At 40.9% G+C, this 16,584-nt stretch carries 20 protein-coding genes; 8 read left to right on the forward strand and 12 right to left on the reverse strand.

Annotated elements, in window-relative coordinates; all coding sequences use genetic code 11:
• Window positions 1-3: 3 nt before the first annotated feature.
• The 6 genes from FTU70_RS00375 to FTU70_RS00400 all read right to left on the reverse strand — a co-directional run bounded on the left by FTU70_RS00375 (window position 4) and on the right by FTU70_RS00400 (window position 5,066).
• Entirely contained in the window at window positions 4-1,005 is a 1,002-nt protein-coding gene (locus tag FTU70_RS00375) for a quinone-dependent dihydroorotate dehydrogenase (RefSeq protein ID WP_179989335.1), read from the reverse strand.
• A 111-nt stretch (window positions 1,006-1,116) separates the two neighbouring features.
• Window positions 1,117-1,596: a type II secretion system protein GspM gene (gene gspM / locus FTU70_RS00380; RefSeq protein ID WP_096902527.1), complete on the reverse strand. Its 480-nt coding sequence runs from the start codon at window positions 1,594-1,596 to the stop codon at window positions 1,117-1,119.
• On the reverse strand, window positions 1,596-2,735 hold the full coding sequence (gene gspL, locus FTU70_RS00385; RefSeq protein WP_154320851.1) for a type II secretion system protein GspL: 1,140 nt from the start codon (window positions 2,733-2,735) through the stop codon (window positions 1,596-1,598). Before gspL ends, gspM begins: the two co-directional genes overlap by 1 nt.
• 46 nt (window positions 2,736-2,781) lie before the next feature.
• Entirely contained in the window at window positions 2,782-3,237 is a 456-nt protein-coding gene (locus FTU70_RS00390; protein WP_004971483.1) for a histidine phosphatase family protein, read from the reverse strand.
• A 153-nt stretch (window positions 3,238-3,390) separates the two neighbouring features.
• The gene (locus tag FTU70_RS00395; protein ID WP_180059806.1) at window positions 3,391-4,464 is read right to left on the reverse strand and encodes an NAD(P)H-dependent glycerol-3-phosphate dehydrogenase; all 1,074 of its coding nucleotides are present in this window, start codon (window positions 4,462-4,464) and stop codon (window positions 3,391-3,393) included.
• 26 nt (window positions 4,465-4,490) lie between these two features.
• A complete protein-coding gene (locus FTU70_RS00400; RefSeq protein WP_131261340.1) occupies window positions 4,491-5,066 on the reverse strand; it encodes a nitroreductase in 576 nt (191 codons plus the stop codon).
• A gap of 380 nt (window positions 5,067-5,446) precedes the next feature.
• Between FTU70_RS00400 and FTU70_RS00405 the strand changes: the two genes are divergently transcribed.
• Window positions 5,447-5,824, forward strand: a complete 378-nt coding sequence (locus FTU70_RS00405) for a hypothetical protein (protein WP_004971490.1) — start codon at window positions 5,447-5,449, stop codon at window positions 5,822-5,824.
• 109 nt (window positions 5,825-5,933) lie between these two features.
• On the opposite strand, the gene rhlB is transcribed toward FTU70_RS00405, so the two are convergent.
• A complete protein-coding gene (gene rhlB, locus FTU70_RS00410; protein WP_004971493.1) occupies window positions 5,934-7,085 on the reverse strand; it encodes an ATP-dependent RNA helicase RhlB in 1,152 nt (383 codons plus the stop codon).
• Between the two features lie 110 nt (window positions 7,086-7,195).
• Entirely contained in the window at window positions 7,196-7,408 is a 213-nt protein-coding gene (locus FTU70_RS00415; RefSeq protein ID WP_004648643.1) for a cold-shock protein, read from the reverse strand.
• A 477-nt stretch (window positions 7,409-7,885) separates the two neighbouring features.
• On the opposite strand from FTU70_RS00415, the gene FTU70_RS00420 reads away from it, so the two are divergent.
• From FTU70_RS00420 to FTU70_RS00440, 5 genes are all read left to right on the forward strand, one after another.
• Entirely contained in the window at window positions 7,886-8,143 is a 258-nt protein-coding gene (locus FTU70_RS00420; protein WP_004971495.1) for a sulfurtransferase TusA family protein, read from the forward strand.
• 162 nt (window positions 8,144-8,305) lie between these two features.
• Entirely contained in the window at window positions 8,306-9,175 is an 870-nt protein-coding gene (rpoH, locus tag FTU70_RS00425) for an RNA polymerase sigma factor RpoH (protein ID WP_004971496.1), read from the forward strand.
• A 171-nt stretch (window positions 9,176-9,346) separates the two neighbouring features.
• The gene (locus FTU70_RS00430; RefSeq protein ID WP_178318505.1) at window positions 9,347-9,712 is read left to right on the forward strand and encodes a DUF423 domain-containing protein; all 366 of its coding nucleotides are present in this window, start codon (window positions 9,347-9,349) and stop codon (window positions 9,710-9,712) included.
• A 42-nt stretch (window positions 9,713-9,754) separates the two neighbouring features.
• Window positions 9,755-9,952: a sulfur carrier protein ThiS gene (gene thiS / locus FTU70_RS00435; protein WP_104851805.1), complete on the forward strand. Its 198-nt coding sequence runs from the start codon at window positions 9,755-9,757 to the stop codon at window positions 9,950-9,952.
• A 13-nt stretch (window positions 9,953-9,965) separates the two neighbouring features.
• A complete protein-coding gene (locus tag FTU70_RS00440) occupies window positions 9,966-10,748 on the forward strand; it encodes a thiazole synthase (protein ID WP_004971502.1) in 783 nt (260 codons plus the stop codon).
• Between the two features lie 99 nt (window positions 10,749-10,847).
• Here the strand turns inward: FTU70_RS00440 and FTU70_RS00445 are convergent, their stop codons facing one another.
• Entirely contained in the window at window positions 10,848-11,459 is a 612-nt protein-coding gene (locus FTU70_RS00445; RefSeq protein WP_096902535.1) for a glutathione binding-like protein, read from the reverse strand.
• 218 nt (window positions 11,460-11,677) lie between these two features.
• Here FTU70_RS00445 and FTU70_RS00450 point away from each other — a divergent pair, with 218 nt between their 5' ends.
• Both FTU70_RS00450 and trmB read left to right on the forward strand, forming a co-directional pair.
• Window positions 11,678-13,129 (forward strand): SulP family inorganic anion transporter, encoded by a 1,452-nt coding sequence (locus tag FTU70_RS00450; protein ID WP_131261344.1) that lies wholly within the window; start codon window positions 11,678-11,680, stop codon window positions 13,127-13,129.
• Between the two features lie 185 nt (window positions 13,130-13,314).
• Window positions 13,315-14,031: a tRNA (guanosine(46)-N7)-methyltransferase TrmB gene (gene trmB, locus FTU70_RS00455; protein WP_004971514.1), complete on the forward strand. Its 717-nt coding sequence runs from the start codon at window positions 13,315-13,317 to the stop codon at window positions 14,029-14,031.
• A gap of 70 nt (window positions 14,032-14,101) precedes the next feature.
• On the opposite strand, the gene FTU70_RS00460 is transcribed toward trmB, so the two are convergent.
• The 3 genes from FTU70_RS00460 to FTU70_RS00470 all read right to left on the reverse strand — a co-directional run bounded on the left by FTU70_RS00460 (window position 14,102) and on the right by FTU70_RS00470 (window position 16,549).
• Entirely contained in the window at window positions 14,102-14,878 is a 777-nt protein-coding gene (locus FTU70_RS00460) for a Rossmann-like and DUF2520 domain-containing protein (RefSeq protein WP_180059807.1), read from the reverse strand.
• A 104-nt stretch (window positions 14,879-14,982) separates the two neighbouring features.
• Entirely contained in the window at window positions 14,983-15,780 is a 798-nt protein-coding gene (locus FTU70_RS00465) for a thioesterase family protein (RefSeq protein WP_180059808.1), read from the reverse strand.
• An 82-nt stretch (window positions 15,781-15,862) separates the two neighbouring features.
• Window positions 15,863-16,549: a class I SAM-dependent methyltransferase gene (locus FTU70_RS00470; RefSeq protein ID WP_180059809.1), complete on the reverse strand. Its 687-nt coding sequence runs from the start codon at window positions 16,547-16,549 to the stop codon at window positions 15,863-15,865.
• Between the last annotated feature and the right edge of the window lie 35 nt (window positions 16,550-16,584).

The following is a 16,584-nucleotide window of genomic DNA, read 5'->3' on the forward strand; positions in this document are numbered from 1 at the left end:
AAGTTATAAGGCGTTCACACAATCTTGAACCAACTCAGGACCTGCATAGATTAAACCACTATACACCTGAACCAAGCTTGCACCTGCATTTTTTTTGGCAACCGCTTGTTCGCCCGACAAAATGCCACCGACACCAATTAAAGGAATTTCACCTTTCAGTGCTGCTGAAAATGCTGCCAAACATGCAGTACTTTTTTCAAACACAGGCGCGCCCGATAAACCACCAGCTTCATCGCCATGCGGCAAGTTTTCTACGCCTTCACGCGACAAAGTGGTATTGGTCACAATCAGGCCATCAATTTTGAATTGCAATAATTGTTTGGCAATAAACTGAATATCTTCAGGGTCTAGATCTGGAGCAACTTTTAATACCAACGGCACATAATGTTGATGTTCTTCGGCTAACTCCAACTGACGCTGTTTGAGGGTTTGCAATAACTCAGTCAGCGCATCACCACTTTGCAAACTGCGCAAGTTTTTGGTATTCGGTGATGAAATGTTTACGGTGATATAAGAGGCATAGTTATAGACTTTTTCTAAACAAATCAGATAATCATCTACTGCATTTTCAACTGGCGTATCGGCATTTTTACCAATATTAATCCCCAAAATGCCTTTAAATTTTGCCGCTTTGACGTTTTCAATCAGCTGATCGACCCCATCATTATTAAAACCCATACGGTTAATAATGGCTTTGGCCTGCGGAATGCGGAATAAACGTGGATGCGGATTGCCCACTTGAGGACGTGGCGTAATGGTACCAATTTCAATAAACCCAAAGCCTAAACCAGCCAAGGCATCAATATACGCACCATTTTTGTCTAGACCTGCTGCCAAACCTACTGGATTAGGGAATTCAATTCCCATACACGTCACAGGTTTCGCTACAGTCTTTTGACGCATCAAGCCCATTTTATGGCTCGATTTCAATAGTGATAGTGTCAGCTCATGTGCACGCTCTGGTGCTAAAGAAAATAACAACGGGCGGGCTAGAGAATACAACATATCTGCAAAAGTCTACTGCTTTCTAAGTCGCCATATTATAGGCTTAGCCCAGTCAAAACGCTATGCTTGACATGGGTTTATTTTCCGAGTTTCGGACTTTATTTTTAACCTTTACTGGACTGTCGCTGTTAATTTAATCTGCCCTGCTTCAGAAATTAATTCCATTTTTTCGATACTTAAACCCATTTGCGCCAATTGGGTTAAAAAATTTGCCAACACAGCATAATTGGCATGACTCGCCACCAGTAGCATCTTGTCACCACTTTGCTGCGAAGCAACCGATAAACCCTGTTGCTGAGCCACACGCTGAATTTTATCGGCTGCACTGAGTTGTGCATCATTGGCAGGTTTCATGGTGACTGCATGACTTTGCATCACCACCACCAAATCTTTAAGGTCATTTACCCGTTTTTGCTGTTTTTCGGCTGCGGCATGCATATACCACAACGCAGAACCCACAGCAGCAACGATCACAAAGATTGTGGTAAATACCACCAAAACACGTTCACGTGTATTTAAACGATCTAGATAATCTTGTATCAGTTCAATACGTTGATCGAACCAAGTTGACATTTTTTCCATGGCTTTCATTATTGTATTTTCACCAATCCTACTGCACCTGACGCGCTCGGCTGAATATTACCCAGCTCGACCTTAAAACCCTGCTGATTCAATTGCTGAGTGAGCGCTTGTAAGGTCGCTGCCGAGTTGGCATTCAATTCCATGTTCAACATATTGGCATCAAAACTCACACGATTGGCCACAATTTGATTTTGCATCAACACAGGGCCAACACGACTGAGCAATTGCAGCGCTTGAGTATCTGCATTTTTACTCATGCGTACCTGACTTTCAAACTGGCTTTGAATATTTTGTTCGGTAATACGACTATTTGCACCAAACCAATATTGATATTGTTCTATGGCTTGAACCGCTGTTTGATCTGCTACTTTTTTAAGTTTGCTCCAACGCAGTGCATCATAGCTAAACTGTACAATTAAAATCCCAAGAAATACTGCTGCACAGGCTTTCCAATAACCTGAAACACCCGTGTCTTGCTTGGATTTTGGCAGCATATTGAATGGATGCTGTTTGGCTTTCACTAATGCAGGTACTACATAATGAAAGCTTTCTAATTGTTCTTGTGTTGCAAATGCTTCAATACTTTGCATTTGTTCTGCACTAAAGTTGGTGATTTTATAGTTTCGTTCTGCAGTTTGATAATCTAGATAAAGTGCCAGATCATCAACTGAATAACCTAAAAATTCACTTTCACGTACCAACAAGCGTCCGCAAATATTTCCAATCACCGTTTGCCCTGGTTCAGGTTGCGGCAAAATTAAAAAATCAGGTAACAATGCACTGATTTTAACTGGCAACAAACTTAATACATGCAAATAGGTTTCAATACTATGCTTGGCAACTCCCAGCACGGTTATTTGCTCAGGTGGCTGAAAATGATGAACCACCTGCATCGCATCAATTGGCAATACGGTATATTCTTCTAATAAATACTTCACGCCATCGGTACCCAATTGTTTATATTGAGCTTTAGGCAAAGTTTGTTGCATGATTTGCACATCACGGCTTGGGAAAAACACCACAGCATCTTTTCCTTGAAAAGCCTGCAATGCCTGAATCAAGGCATCAAGACTATCTGCCTCTGTCCAGTATTCCTCATTTGACCATTGCCAAACCCCATTGGCTTCTGGCATCCATAAATACAGCATTATTATCGTTCTACCGTTGAATTATATTTAACTTTATACATTTATTTTATGCGTTTGGAATAAAACTTTTGATTTGGGTTGAAAGCCCCGCAGCAATTACTGCCTGCTCATAAATCCGTGCTTCTGCCAAATGATAGGGATGGAATGATTCTGAAGTCAAAATCTCTGCCATGTGCGCCACTACATTCATGTGACACACCACTGCAATTGACTCATACGGCAATTGTGACAACCATTCCACAGCAACTTTTGCATCATCTTCAGGTTTAATGGTATTGCAGACCACCACAGGCACATCTTTAAAATATTGCTGCAAATGTGCCAAAGTTTCTTGTGCACGCAGTAAAGGACTGACTACAAACACATCGGGCTGAATGATATTTTTTAAATAATCTGCCGTTTCTTGTGCTTGTATATGACCACGCTCAGTCAATGGACGCTGATGATCATTGCCCATAATCGCAGGAGCGGCTTCACCATGACGAACAAGAGTCAGTTGCATATTATTTCCTTATTGGGTGGCGCAAATTTAAGGTTTATCTGGTTGTATATAACGCACAGTATAACCTGAGAATATGACAATTCAGTTCACCAAACTGTCATATTCCATACAAGTTTTTGCAAGTGATAGCACTTTATAGCATTGAACCCATAACTAGACTTGATGATGTGGCAAGACAAATTCCACATCGCTACGATGCCCATTTTTCATTAAAGACAAAGCAATCGTCATCGGTGGTGCACCCTCAAAAATCACTTCATAAAGCGCACAAGTGATCGGCATATATACATCCAACTCATTCGAGCGTGCCCACACCTGAACAATAGTGTTAATCCCTTCGGCAGTTTGTCCCAATTCTTCGGTGGCTTGCTCTAAAGTTTTACCTTTACCCAAAGCATAACCAACCTGATAGTTACGACTCAGCGGGCTACTACAGGTCGCAAATAAATCTCCAACCCCCGACAAGCCGAGGAAGGTCAACGGGTTTGCACCAAGTTTCACCGCAAAACGGCTCATTTCTGCCAATGCACGAGTTAAAATCATACTCTTGGTATTTTCACCCACGTTATAAGCTGCAGCCATCCCCATTGCGACTGCATAAATATTTTTCAGCGAACCGCCTAATTCCACACCATTCACATCATCGCTGGCAAAAACACGGAATAACGCACTGTGTAAAGCTTGCTGCACCGCATAACGCACCAATTCAGAATGACTGGCAATAACCGTACCTGCAGGCTGCCCCGCCACAATTTCTTTGGCAAGGTTCGGGCCAGACAATACACCATACGGCACTTCTGGCAATTCTTCGCGGATAATATCGCTCATAAAACTAAAGGTTTTGGCTTCAATACCCTTGGTTAAAGACACCACTGCTTGCGCACTAATAAAAGGTTTAATTTGACGCAACACATCACGGAAAGAATGACTTGGAATAGCCACTAAAATAATGTCACGGTCACGAACTGCAGTTTCCAAATCTGAAACGGCTCTTAAACCCTGCTCCAACTGAAAATCTGGCAAATAACGTCGATTAATATGCGTTTCATTAATTTCTTTGGCAGTCGCTTCATCACGAATCCAAATCATCGTGTCGCAGCCATTACGCACTGCTGTATTGGCCATTGCTGTACCAAAACTGCCACCACCTAGCACTGTAATGCGTAACGCAGTTTTTCGATCTATTGCTACAGGTTCAACCAAATCGGCAAAATTTAACTCTGACATTATTGTTATATCCTAAAAATAAAGACTTATGCGTTCCAATAACGAACATAAGCTTGCGTATTCAACTCAGCGCGTGCAGGAATGGCTTTAGCCGCTGTTCCCACATAAATAATGCCTGAAATTAAATCATCTGCATTTAAGTTTAAAGCTTGTTTCAGCAAGTTCGACTCAACGACTGCCCCACTACGCCACATACTGGCAAAGCCCTGCGCCTGCAAAGACAGTAAAAAGTTCTGTACCGCAGCGCCTGTACTTAAAGTCTGCTCAAAACGTGGCACTTTTGGATGATCCTGAAATTGCGTTAACGCCAACACTAAAAGTGGCGCACGAAATGGATGCTGTTTCACTCGCTCCAACTGAACCGCATCGGTTTCGCCCATGTCTGCCAAGGCTTGAGAAAGTAACTCACCAAATGCTGCACGTTGCTCGGCAGTAATCACCACAAAGCGCGTAGGTTTTAAACGATGATGATCTGGCGCGGTTAAAGCTGCCTGAAAAGCCATTTCTAGCTGCTCAGTATTTGGTGCAGGTTCAACTAACTGCCCCGTAGACTGACGTTGATGAATATTTTGATGAACGATTTCTACCGCTGTATCCGTCATTGACTTATATAACTATTTCAAAAAGCTCGGTTAAGATTAGCATAAACTCAAAAATTTGCGCTATTTCCGTATGCTTATTTGCAAGATTCTGATTAGTATTCTGTATGTCTACACTTTTAAGATAACCCAGCACAAAACATCTAAAAATAAAGCTTTGACTCATTCATCTATAGCTTAAGAGCATGAAAATACATTATGGATTGGGTTTGATGTGTATAAATGAATGACGAATTATCAACACAGCCTATACAGTGTCTACATCTAAAACCATCCAGATTATGTTCAACTAGATCAAATTGTTATTTTCAATCTCTACACATTTGAATTGAAATATCATCAACAAACAATACGCGCTACAGCGTTTTAGCCCCGAGGTAGATATGAAAAAAATAGTCGCCTTTTCTAGCCTTGCCGTTTTTGCACTTTTAACCGCATGTGCCACCACGCCAAATAATTCTCTTGCCATTCAAAAAGAAAACAACCTATATGAAGTCACAGGTTTAGGTAAAAGTAATATTATTGCCAAAAATAATGCAATTACAGCTGCCAATAAAACCTGTGGTACTCGTGCCGCTCCAGTCTTGGTTGATGAAAAAACATCTTATAACGGCGCACTCAAAGGTGTAGTCGATGAGCAAACGGGACAAATGATTCAGGCGGCAGCAACTGTTTTAGGTACAATTGCGGGACGTAATACTGATATTGCCCGTGATGATGATTATCAAACTGTGCTGACCTTTAGATGTCAGGCAAAGTAAATTATTACAGCACGACATAAGAAGCAAATACAAAAAAGTCGCTCCACTGAGAGCGACTTTTAAACTAAGAACAGCAGGATTTAAACTAAAAAATAGCTTAAATGAGTAATTAGCAATAACCATCTAAACGTGTTAATGGCAATTTTTGACCAATGGCTTTTTCAATTTCTGGTAAATAGAACGCATCATCTTCCGACAAGAAGCTAATACTCACACCACGTGTACCTGCACGACCTGTACGACCAATACGGTGCACATAATCATCTGACTGTTCAGGCAAAGTGAAATTCACCACATGCGAAACACCATCGACATGAATACCACGCCCTGCAACGTCTGTTGCAATCATGATGTTATGTTTGCCATTTTTAAACTGATCCAGCATTTTTAAGCGTTTGTCTTGGGCAATTTCACCTGACAACATCACCACTTTATAGCCATCACGCTTTAAATGATCATAAAGCTTACGCACCTGATCACGCCGATTGGCAAAAATCATGACTTTTTCAATCGGCTCATCACGTAAAATTTCTTCAAGCAATTTGTATTTATCGGTTTTGGCAACCATATATACCCGTTGCTCAACATCGGCATTGGTTTTCTTTTCAGGTTCAATTTCGACTGTAACAGGTTCAAATAACCACTGTTGAGCCAAGTTCAACACATCATAACTAAAAGTTGCCGAGAACATTAACGTCTGACGCTGTTCCTTACGCGGTGAATAACGCACAATACGTTTTACCGATGGAATAAAGCCCATATCCAGCAAGCGGTCTGCTTCATCAATCACTAAAAACTCAATCTGATCTAGCCAAACTTCTTTTTGTTCTACAAAATCAATCAAGCGCCCTGGTGTCGCAACAATAATATCGACAAAGTTTTTATTGAGTTGTGACTTTTGCTTATCAAAATCTACACCACCCAACAAAGTCACCACATTTAAGTCGGTAAATTTGGTTAAGTCTTTTGCATCACTTTCGATTTGCAAAGCCAATTCACGCGTAGGCGCTAAAACCAATGCACGTGGTTCACCACGATAACGCTGCCCTTGAATTGGGTTATTCAATAAATCGTTGATCACACTAATTAAAAAGGCAGCAGTTTTTCCTGTACCTGTTTGCGCACGACCAATGGCATCATGTCCAGCCAAAGTAAATTTTAAAACCTTTTGCTGAATTGGCGTCATTTCCTTGAAACCCAAAGCATCAATAGCCTGTTTCAATTGCGGATGTAAATTTAAGGTTTCAAAACCAGATGACATAAATATGTGCTCGAACTTATACAGACAAAAAACTGACCTATTATAAACAGAAATACAAATAAAAAACGCCCCAATCAGGATTGGAGCGTTTTTTTAGAATAATCGAGTGATTAGTCTAATGGCTGTACTTCTTCAGCTTGGAAGCCTTTTTGGCCTTTTACTACGCTGAATTCAACACGTTGGCCGTCACGAAGTGAACGGTGGCCGTCACCTTGGATCGCACGGAAGTGAACGAATACATCGTCGCCGCCATTGCGTTGGATAAAGCCAAAGCCTTTAGTGTCGTTGAACCATTTAACTACGCCTTGTTCACGAGCTGTCATAAGTTAATCCTCATTGATTAAAAAGAAGGACCACCCGGTGTTGCAAACAGCAGAGCAAACAAAGTTTAAAAATATTTTTATTTCTAAGCTTGTAATCATTCTGTATAACTATTAACAAAATCCCGGTTACATCCATTTGTAATAGGGCGACAAACAACGATTGTCTATCTAAAATCCTAAATACGCATCGAGCTTAACACGGGTTTATGACAATTAATAGATTTTTTTTGATTTATCTTGTTCAGTTTGAAACGATTTGAACAAATGGAAAATTTTTATTTCTGTTAAGTGACTTAGCACAATTTTGATCTATAAATTTTATTGCAAATATCTCACAAAATAAGCCAATTCTCTTGCCCTTATGCGCAGTAAGCCGCGCAATGAATAGCCCCGATGCTTCAGATGAAATTTATTTGGGATTTGTGAACGAATTTGCTAATATGATCATTCTGTTTTTTAAGGCGAAATTTTACTTCAATGCTGTGTGATGCTGAACAACCTATCATAGTGATTGATGCTATGGGACAACCTTGTCCTATGCCTTTATTGATGCTGAAACGTGCCCTTAAACATTCAGATTCTGCACGGTTTTTATTGAAGTCATCTGATCCGCACAGCCAGCAAGATGTGGCGCGTTATTGTCAGTTACATCAATACGGCTGTGAAGCAAGCCAGATTTCGGCAACAGAGTTTCATTATGTGATTGATGTTGCCAAGCCAAAATCATCGCAATAAGTGCATCTATTTGATTGTTCATTTGTTTTAATGACTTAATATTCGCCGCTTATTGCTATAAAGATTTACATATCTACACCAATTTTACTTATTTAAGTAGAATATTGGCATTAAGATAAAGACATCGGTTATTTTACCTACCCAATCCTATAAGGAGATCTCATGAGTGACAGCAGCAATCAGTTGATGCCCCTGTCATTATCTGCACCAGGGGTAAACCTCGGGGCTTATATTAGTACTGTTAACCAAATTCCTATTTTAACGGCTGAACAAGAAAAAGAGTTAGCCGAGCGTTATTATTACGATCAAGATTTAGACGCGGCCAAAATGTTGGTCATGTCGCATTTACGTTTTGTGGTGCATATTGCACGAAGTTATGCGGGCTATGGTTTACCGCAGGGCGATTTAATTCAGGAAGGCAACTTGGGCTTAATGAAAGCCGTGAAACGCTTTGACCCGAATATGGGCGTGCGTTTGGTGTCATTTGCCGTGCACTGGATTAAAGCTGAAATTCACGAATATGTGATTCGTAACTGGCGTATTGTTAAAATTGCCACCACCAAGGCGCAGCGTAAATTGTTCTTTAATTTGCGTAGCCTCAAAAAATCTAGCAAAAAACTGACGCTCGAAGAAGCACAATCTATTGCCAATGACTTAAATGTGACTGCAGAACAAGTCTTGGAAATGGAAGGTCGTTTAACCGCTTATGATGCGGCTTTTGAAGCACAAGGCGATGATGACGATGAAGGTTCAACTTATGTTGCACCTGCATTGTATTTGGAAGATAACCGTTACGACCCTGCACGTTTAGTCGAAAACGAAGACTACGAAGAACAAAGCACTTCTGCCCTACATGAAGCTATGGAGCAGTTGGATGATCGTTCACGTAATATTTTGCAGCGTCGCTGGTTAGATGATGATAAATCGACCCTGCATGAATTGGCAGCAGAATATAATGTTTCGGCAGAACGTATTCGTCAGCTCGAAAAAAATGCCATGGAAAAAATTAAAGTGGCGATGTCATCAAACTAAACTGACACTCTCAAGATGAATACAAACACATCGAAAAATAAAATTGGGCAAACTGCCCTTTTTTATTGTCTTGGATTTGTACAACCCACATACGGGCAGGCAATTCTCAGATTTTCCCAAGCTTAAAAATGTGCTAAGGTTAAGCGCAAAATTAAATAGGTCAATTTGCGTATGTGGATTGCAATTTCTGCCTTGAATTTAGCGGTTGCGGTATTACTTGGTGCATTTGGTGCACATGGTTTAAAAGCCCGTGCAACTGAGGTTCAATTGGATTGGTGGCAAACTGCAACAGATTATTTTTTCTATCATGCTCTTGGACTTTTGGCATTAGGCATCTTAGCTAAAGTGATTCCACAACTTCCCATTAAAGCCAGTTTTATTCTAATCCAACTGGGTATTTTATTTTTCTGCGGTTCACTTTATATCATGGCATTGGACATTGTACGCGGCTTGGGCATGATTACCCCAATTGGTGGTGTGCTCATGATTGCGGGCTGGCTGACCTTAGCATGGCAAGCCATGAAATATGCTAAATAAAGCTCAATTGTATTTTGTAATTTTGAAGATGGATTCACGGTCATGCAAATTTATCTGAATGGCGAAACACAACAGACCTCTCACACGACCCTGTTACAACTGATTCAGGCATTAGATTTAGAAGGCAAACGTTTTGCTGTGGAGCAAAACGAAAAAATTATTGCCAAAAGTAAACTTGCCGAAACCCCTATTTGCGATCAAGACCGCATTGAAATTATTCATGCCGTTGGTGGCGGCTAAACTCGGAGCACCCATGCAAGATACCTTTAAAATTGGTTCACGTACCTTTAATTCACGTTTATTGGTGGGTACGGGCAAATATAAAGATTTAACCGAAACAGATTTGGCGATTCAAGCCAGTGGCGCAGAAATTGTCACGGTTGCCATTCGTCGTGTAAACATTGGGCAACATCCAGATCAGCCAAACTTACTTTCCGTAATTCCACCAGAAAAATACACCATTTTGCCAAATACCGCAGGCTGTTTTGATGCCAACAGTGCCGTGCGCACCTGCATGCTGGCGCGTGAATTGCTAGATGGTCACAACCTTGTCAAACTGGAAGTTTTGGGCGATGAAAAAACCCTTTACCCAAATATCACCGAAACTTTAAAAGCTGCACGCACGCTAATTGACGATGGTTTTGAGATCATGGTCTACACTTCCGATGACCCGATTGTGGCGCAAGAATTGGAAAGTATGGGCTGCGTGGCCATTATGCCATTAGGTAGTTTAATTGGTTCAGGCTTAGGTATTCTTAACCCGCATACCATTTCGATTATTAAAGAAAATGCCAAAGTACCTGTATTGGTAGATGCAGGTGTGGGTACTGCCAGTGATGCTGCGATTGCAATGGAATTAGGTTGCGATGGTGTGCTGATGAATACTGCAATTGCAGCAGCACAAAACCCAGTGCTAATGGCATCTGCGATGCGTAAAGCAGTAGAAGCAGGACGTGAAGCTTATTTGGCAGGACGTATGCCACGTAAGCGTATGGCGAATGCCAGCTCACCTGAAACGGGTTATTTCTTTAAATAATCATTAGGGTCTTTTCCAAGTCCGACAACTCAAATAAAAAGACGTTAAGTGTTAACTCAACGTCTTTTTTATTATCTGATTCTGGCAAGTAAAAGCCGATTAAGGAATCAAGCCTTCATCACGCATAGCAATTTGTACCGACTGACGCGCAGCAACTTTATTACGGATTTCAACCACATGGCTATACGGAGTTAAATCATGCTCAATATAGTTTGACCAATTAGTGATAACAAACAAATACGCATCGGCTGGACCAAAGTTATCATCCACCAAATATTCATGGTCTGATGATGCAATCGCTTGATCAATATAAGTCAACAAACGATCAATTTCTGCATAGGCTTTTTCTTTGGCTTCTGCATCTAAAGGCGCGCCAAAAAATACTGCGTAAGCGTCATGTAATTCAGAGTTTAAATAACCCAACCATTCCAAAACTTTAGCACGACCTAAACCAGATGGCGGAATTAAATCCTGTTTAGGGTCTTGCTGCGCTAAAAATGGCAATAGCGCTACGTTTTCCGTCAAAATTAAACCTGGGTTAATTTCTAAAGCAGGTACATAACCTTTAGGGTTAATTTCATAATAATCGGCACCCTTTTCTGTTTTATGGGTTTTTAAATCTACACGCTCAATATCAAAATCGACATTCACTTCATTTAAAATAATATGTGCTGCCAAAGAGCATGCGCCAGGTGAATAATAAAGCTTCATATTTGATCCTTGTTATATAACTATCTCTGTTGTAAATCGCTTGTCACAAACTTGCAAGTGATTGAACCTATAAATTGCAAAAAAGCGAAAATGTCTTAAAAAGCCCTTACGCTTTGACTATCCTGCAAAAGACAGGCTTTTTCAAGTCTGTTTTGCCTGCTTTTTTATCTCTAGATGTTTTAACATACAGCCCTTTAAAGTTTCATGAAATTGAGATTGTGATTAGCCTGAAAAAAGAAGAATGGTTTTCCAATATCCGCACCGATGTTTTGGCAGGTTTAGTGGTAGGTTTGGCATTAATTCCTGAATCAATTGCCTTTTCGGCTATAGCAGGCGTCGATCCGCAAGTCGGCTTATATGCATCGTTCTGTATTGCGGTCACGATTGCTTTTTTTGGTGGGCGTACTGCCATGATTTCTGCCGCGACAGGCGCTATGGCATTACTGATGATTACCCTCGTCAAAGAACATGGTTTGCAATATTTATTGGCTGCAACAGTACTCACAGGGCTGATTCAGGTTATAGCAGGCTATTTTAAAGTTGCCAAACTGATGCGTTTTGTTTCGCAATCGGTAGTTTATGGCTTTGTAAATGCCTTGGCGATTTTAATTTTTGTGGCGCAACTGCCTGAATTATCGAAAATGGATGGCTTAGGCTATTTATTTGTAGGATTAGGTTTAGCGGTAGTCTATCTGTTTCCATACATTCCTAAAATTGGTAAAAGCATTCCCTCGCCTTTGGTCTGCATTATTGTGCTGAGTGTGGTTGCTTTATTACTTGGTGCAGATATGCGTACCGTAAGCGATTTGGGACAATTTCCCGACACGCTGCCTATTTTTCTAGTGCCTGACATTCCACTGAATTTTGAAACTTTATTTATTATTTTTCCTTATGCCATGACCTTAGCCACAGTCGGTTTACTCGAAACCATGATGACCACTACGATTGTCAATGAAGCCACAGGCACAGAAGCAGATCGGCATCAGGAATGTCGTGGTCAGGGTTATGCCAATATTGTGAGTGGCTTTATGGGCGGTATGGCAGGCTGTGCCATGATTGGGCAATCTATTATCAACGTCAGTTCTGGGGCGCGTACACGGCTATCTACACTTACAGCAGGCGTATTTTTGCTGTGCTTGGTGGTTTTTCTCAAAGATTGGTTGGCATATATTCCTATAGCAGCCTTGGTTGCGATTATGATTATGGTGTCATTCACGACTTTTAACTGGGATTCCATCCGTAATTTTAAAAAGCATCCGAAACAAAGCAATATAGTCATGTTAGCTGTGGTGATTGTGGTGTTAGCTACCCATAACCTTGCTTTGGGTGTTTTTGTTGGCGTACTGCTTTCTGCTTTATTTTTGGTGAATAAACTGGAAAGTGAAGTTAAAGTCAGTTCGTTTTTATTGGGCGAACATACCCGCCAATATGTGATTTCAGGGCAAATTTTCTTTAGCAGTTCAGAAAAGTTTTATCAGTTTTTTGATTTTTCAGAAGATATTAGCAATGTCACCATCGACTTAACGCATGCGCATATTTGGGATATTACCTCTGTAAATATGCTGAATAGCGTGGTGAACAAATTTAAAGCCCAACAAATTAAAGTGCATATTATTGGATTGAATGAGGCCAGTCATACCTTAATTGATCAATACAGTACCCATTCGTAATTATTGTATTAAAATACCGTTGATGATGTTAAATGCTGAATCTTAATGATTCGGCATTTTTTATGCTCAAAAGATGCAGATGTATCGCAATCTTGCTCGGCGCTGCGAAAAAGAGCGAAAAAATTTGACTTCAATGGCTCAGGACTTAAAATACCGCATTCGAATTTATTAGATTTGCCAAAATTATGTCGAACGATCAATTAGACCAGCACGTTGTCGAGCTGGACAACCTCAACGAGCATCGTGAAATTGTAACGTTCATGCGCCGTTCTTCACCATTGAATACGTCACAACGTAGCGCCTTGGAACAATACGGCGACTTAATTTTGGAATATCCTGTTGGCGATTTACGTCAACATTTTGAACACCCTGAACGCCCGCTTACAGTAGAAATTGGTTTTGGGATGGGGCGTTCTTTGGTACTTATGGCGCAGGCCAATCCTGAACGTAACTTTGTCGGGATTGAAGTCCATATTCCAGGGATTGCACAGTGCGTTTATGAAGCAGGTACAGCAGGTTTAAGCAACTTACGTGTCTTAGATGCCGATGCAATTCAAGTACTGCGTGAAATGCCAGACAATAGCATTGATACGGTGCAGTTATATTTCCCAGACCCATGGCAGAAAAAACGTCACTTCAAACGCCGTTTTGTTGCTCATGAACGCATGGAATTGGTAGAGCAAAAATTAGTGTTAGGTGGTACGTTCCATGCAGCAACCGACTGGGAACCGTATGCAGAATGGATGCTGGATGTATTGGACAACCGTCCACGTTTAGAAAACTTGGCGGGCAAAGGCAATAGCTACCCTCGTCCTGAATGGCGTCCACAAACTAAGTTTGAACGTCGCGGAATTGAAGCAGGTCATAAGATTAATGATTTTATCTTCAAGAAAATTAACTAATTTCTGCTAGAAAAGAATGCTTCCACTGGGAAGCATTTTTTATGTGAACTCGTTTTATCTCATCAAATGGCTAAGATTGATGCCGCTTTAAAATCTGTTGACTCATCATCGCATAAACTTTGGCAAGTTCATGTTGCTGCCCTACTGCCAATAAGTCCTGATGCATTTTTAAAATATTGTGATCGCCCCGCATGGCAGGCCCTGTTTGCATTTGACGCGGATCATTTTGGGTTGCTTTATGCGCAGTTTCCAAAATAAGAGGATACAGCAAACTAAAATCTACTTGCTGAGCATCGACCACTTGCTTAGCCATGTCATAACAATAATTACTAAAATTACAGGCAAATACCGCAGCCAAATGCAAACTCAAACGCTGTGCTGAAGTATAGGCATAAACCCTTTTGCTTAGGCTATTTGCCAAAGTCATTAAAAGCTGTTGATCTTCAGCAAATGCAGCTTCTATAAATAAAGGCGTTTCTGACCAATCAATTTCACGCTCTAAACTAAAGGTTTGTAAGGGATAAAATACCCCTGAACGCGCATGATGCTGTTGCAATATATCTAGTTTAGTACTGCCAGAGGTATGCACAATCAACACATGATTTAAGTCACGATGAACTTCCTGAATCACCTGTCCAATGGCCTGATCACTCACTGCGATAATTACTAAATCCAGGTCTGAATGAAATTGTTCTACTTCTGCAATTGCTTCTGCGCCAACCTGTGCAGCCAACTGCTGTGCCTTGTCCAGACTGCGGCTATAAATTTGCACAATTTGATGCTGTGCGTTTAAAACATGAGCCAAATGATGTGCAACGCGCCCTGCACCAATCAAACTAATTCGCATAATATTTTCAGATAAAATAAGATGAAATAATCTGCACACAGCATGCCAATAAAAAAAGGACGAAGCAATTCGTCCTGATGTTTTTTGTTTGATATTGAATAGATTTAGAATTGACGCAAAGTTAAAATCTGCTCACTACGTCCAAATGGCCCTTGAGTATCATGCAAAACTGCACTCGCTAAGCCAATTCCATCTTCACCATATTGTTGTGTTACTTCCAAGCCTAGCCATTCGCCTTGCGGTAAACGGTGTAAATGCATTTGCAAATCTAAATTTGGAAAACCCCAGCCCGCATTCGGGTCTAAGCGTGGCACTACGCCATTGGCGGTATCCACCATCCCCAATAAACGCACAAAACTGGATGTGTTTTGATTTTCAACCATATCCAATTGGTTTCTTAACCAAACGATGCCCTTACCTGCACGACGATCTAAATGCGCACGGGTTTCAATGCTTTGAATATAGCCGCCCGGCCAACAACGCATGCCATCCCAATCGGGCAAATATTCAGGGTTTTCTATCGGTAAATCTTCCAATCCTGCAATTGCGCGTGTATCTGAGGTTTTCATTTTCCATGCACGCGCCACAATACAGGTTTTTCCTTCAGCACACATTTCCGCTTCAATCAGCTCAATGGTTTTACCCGGTCGAATCATACGGGTGGTGATACTAAATTCACCAAAGGCAATTAAGCCAAAAATATCTAAACCGACCCGACCAATTCGCATATCATCACGCGGCATAAATTGCTCAAGTTCTGCACACAAAATACCCGTTGCAGGTGCCATGTGTTGTTCATGCGGATTCCACGCGCCTTGTGCATGAATGTTGCAACGATAGTGCGCAGTACAGCCACCATCGGCATGTTGTTCACGTTTGAGTAAAGTGTAATATGCTGACATTTTGTCTCTTTCCCTGATCTAACTTTTCTTGTGCGGATACTTTTACTACAAAGATTACTGACTAAATAATGTTATTGATCAACTATTTCTCTGCAAAAAAACCATAATAATTCATAAGTTGACAATATGTTTTACACTGACGAAAACCCACTTGAGTAAGCAATGCTGCCTGCGCATCTGCCGTAATTAAATGAAAATCATCGGCCAGTCGTGCAAGCATTTTTTCCGCTTGAGTCGTAGTTAAACCACAATCCAAAGCCAAATTCTGCATCCAGCGCAGTTCTATATTTTCAGTCTGCTGCATCAGATCATAGCTTAATAAAATCGCTGTAGGTTTTAATGTTTGGTAAATATCTTGAAAAAATAATGTTTTTTCTGCGACTGGCACAAAATGCGCCACCAAAATCGCCAATGCCGCATCAAACTGCAAATTTTCAACCTGCGCTTGTTGGGCAAATTGCTGGGTATCTGCCTGTATAAAACGTACTCGCTCATGCCCTGCCACAGACTGAATGTTTTTTTCTGCCTGCTGTAACATGCTTAAAGATGGGTCGATGGCCGTAAATTGCCACTGTGGATGTTGCTGCAGTAAATACTGCAACTCATAGCCTGTGCCACACCCCACCACTAAAACTTGTGCTGTTTCGGGCAAATGACTACTTAAAATTGCATTGATGTGTTGATGTACCAATTCATATCCGGGAATGAGTTTCCGAATATGACTGTCATAGCCTGCAACCACAGTTGCACTGTGAAAATCTTTTGCCATATCACATGATTCTTCTTTAATTTACTGACATTAAA

Origin of the sequence: Acinetobacter sp. YH12135 (genome assembly GCF_013418565.1) — a bacterium.
Taxonomy (GTDB): domain Bacteria; phylum Pseudomonadota; class Gammaproteobacteria; order Pseudomonadales; family Moraxellaceae; genus Acinetobacter; species Acinetobacter towneri.

Excerpts from the sequence above, each read along its gene's own strand:
- FTU70_RS00375 (WP_179989335.1), bottom strand. The coding sequence starts at position 1,005 with ATGTTGTATTCTCTAGCCCGCCCGTTGTTATTTTCTTTAGCACCAGAG.
- gspM (WP_096902527.1), bottom strand. The coding sequence starts at position 1,596 with ATGAAAGCCATGGAAAAAATGTCAACTTGGTTCGATCAACGTATTGAA.
- gspL (WP_154320851.1), bottom strand. The coding sequence starts at position 2,735 with ATGCTGTATTTATGGATGCCAGAAGCCAATGGGGTTTGGCAATGGTCA.
- FTU70_RS00390 (WP_004971483.1), bottom strand. The coding sequence starts at position 3,237 with ATGCAACTGACTCTTGTTCGTCATGGTGAAGCCGCTCCTGCGATTATG.
- FTU70_RS00395 (WP_180059806.1), bottom strand. The coding sequence starts at position 4,464 with ATGTCAGAGTTAAATTTTGCCGATTTGGTTGAACCTGTAGCAATAGAT.
- FTU70_RS00400 (WP_131261340.1), bottom strand. The coding sequence starts at position 5,066 with ATGACGGATACAGCGGTAGAAATCGTTCATCAAAATATTCATCAACGT.
- FTU70_RS00405 (WP_004971490.1), top strand. The coding sequence starts at position 5,447 with ATGAAAAAAATAGTCGCCTTTTCTAGCCTTGCCGTTTTTGCACTTTTA.
- rhlB (WP_004971493.1), bottom strand. The coding sequence starts at position 7,085 with ATGTCATCTGGTTTTGAAACCTTAAATTTACATCCGCAATTGAAACAG.
- FTU70_RS00415 (WP_004648643.1), bottom strand. The coding sequence starts at position 7,408 with ATGACAGCTCGTGAACAAGGCGTAGTTAAATGGTTCAACGACACTAAA.
- FTU70_RS00420 (WP_004971495.1), top strand. The coding sequence starts at position 7,886 with ATGCTGTGTGATGCTGAACAACCTATCATAGTGATTGATGCTATGGGA.
- rpoH (WP_004971496.1), top strand. The coding sequence starts at position 8,306 with ATGAGTGACAGCAGCAATCAGTTGATGCCCCTGTCATTATCTGCACCA.
- FTU70_RS00430 (WP_178318505.1), top strand. The coding sequence starts at position 9,347 with ATGTGGATTGCAATTTCTGCCTTGAATTTAGCGGTTGCGGTATTACTT.
- thiS (WP_104851805.1), top strand. The coding sequence starts at position 9,755 with ATGCAAATTTATCTGAATGGCGAAACACAACAGACCTCTCACACGACC.
- FTU70_RS00440 (WP_004971502.1), top strand. The coding sequence starts at position 9,966 with ATGCAAGATACCTTTAAAATTGGTTCACGTACCTTTAATTCACGTTTA.
- FTU70_RS00445 (WP_096902535.1), bottom strand. The coding sequence starts at position 11,459 with ATGAAGCTTTATTATTCACCTGGCGCATGCTCTTTGGCAGCACATATT.
- trmB (WP_004971514.1), top strand. The coding sequence starts at position 13,315 with ATGTCGAACGATCAATTAGACCAGCACGTTGTCGAGCTGGACAACCTC.
- FTU70_RS00460 (WP_180059807.1), bottom strand. The coding sequence starts at position 14,878 with ATGCGAATTAGTTTGATTGGTGCAGGGCGCGTTGCACATCATTTGGCT.
- FTU70_RS00465 (WP_180059808.1), bottom strand. The coding sequence starts at position 15,780 with ATGTCAGCATATTACACTTTACTCAAACGTGAACAACATGCCGATGGT.
- FTU70_RS00470 (WP_180059809.1), bottom strand. The coding sequence starts at position 16,549 with ATGGCAAAAGATTTTCACAGTGCAACTGTGGTTGCAGGCTATGACAGT.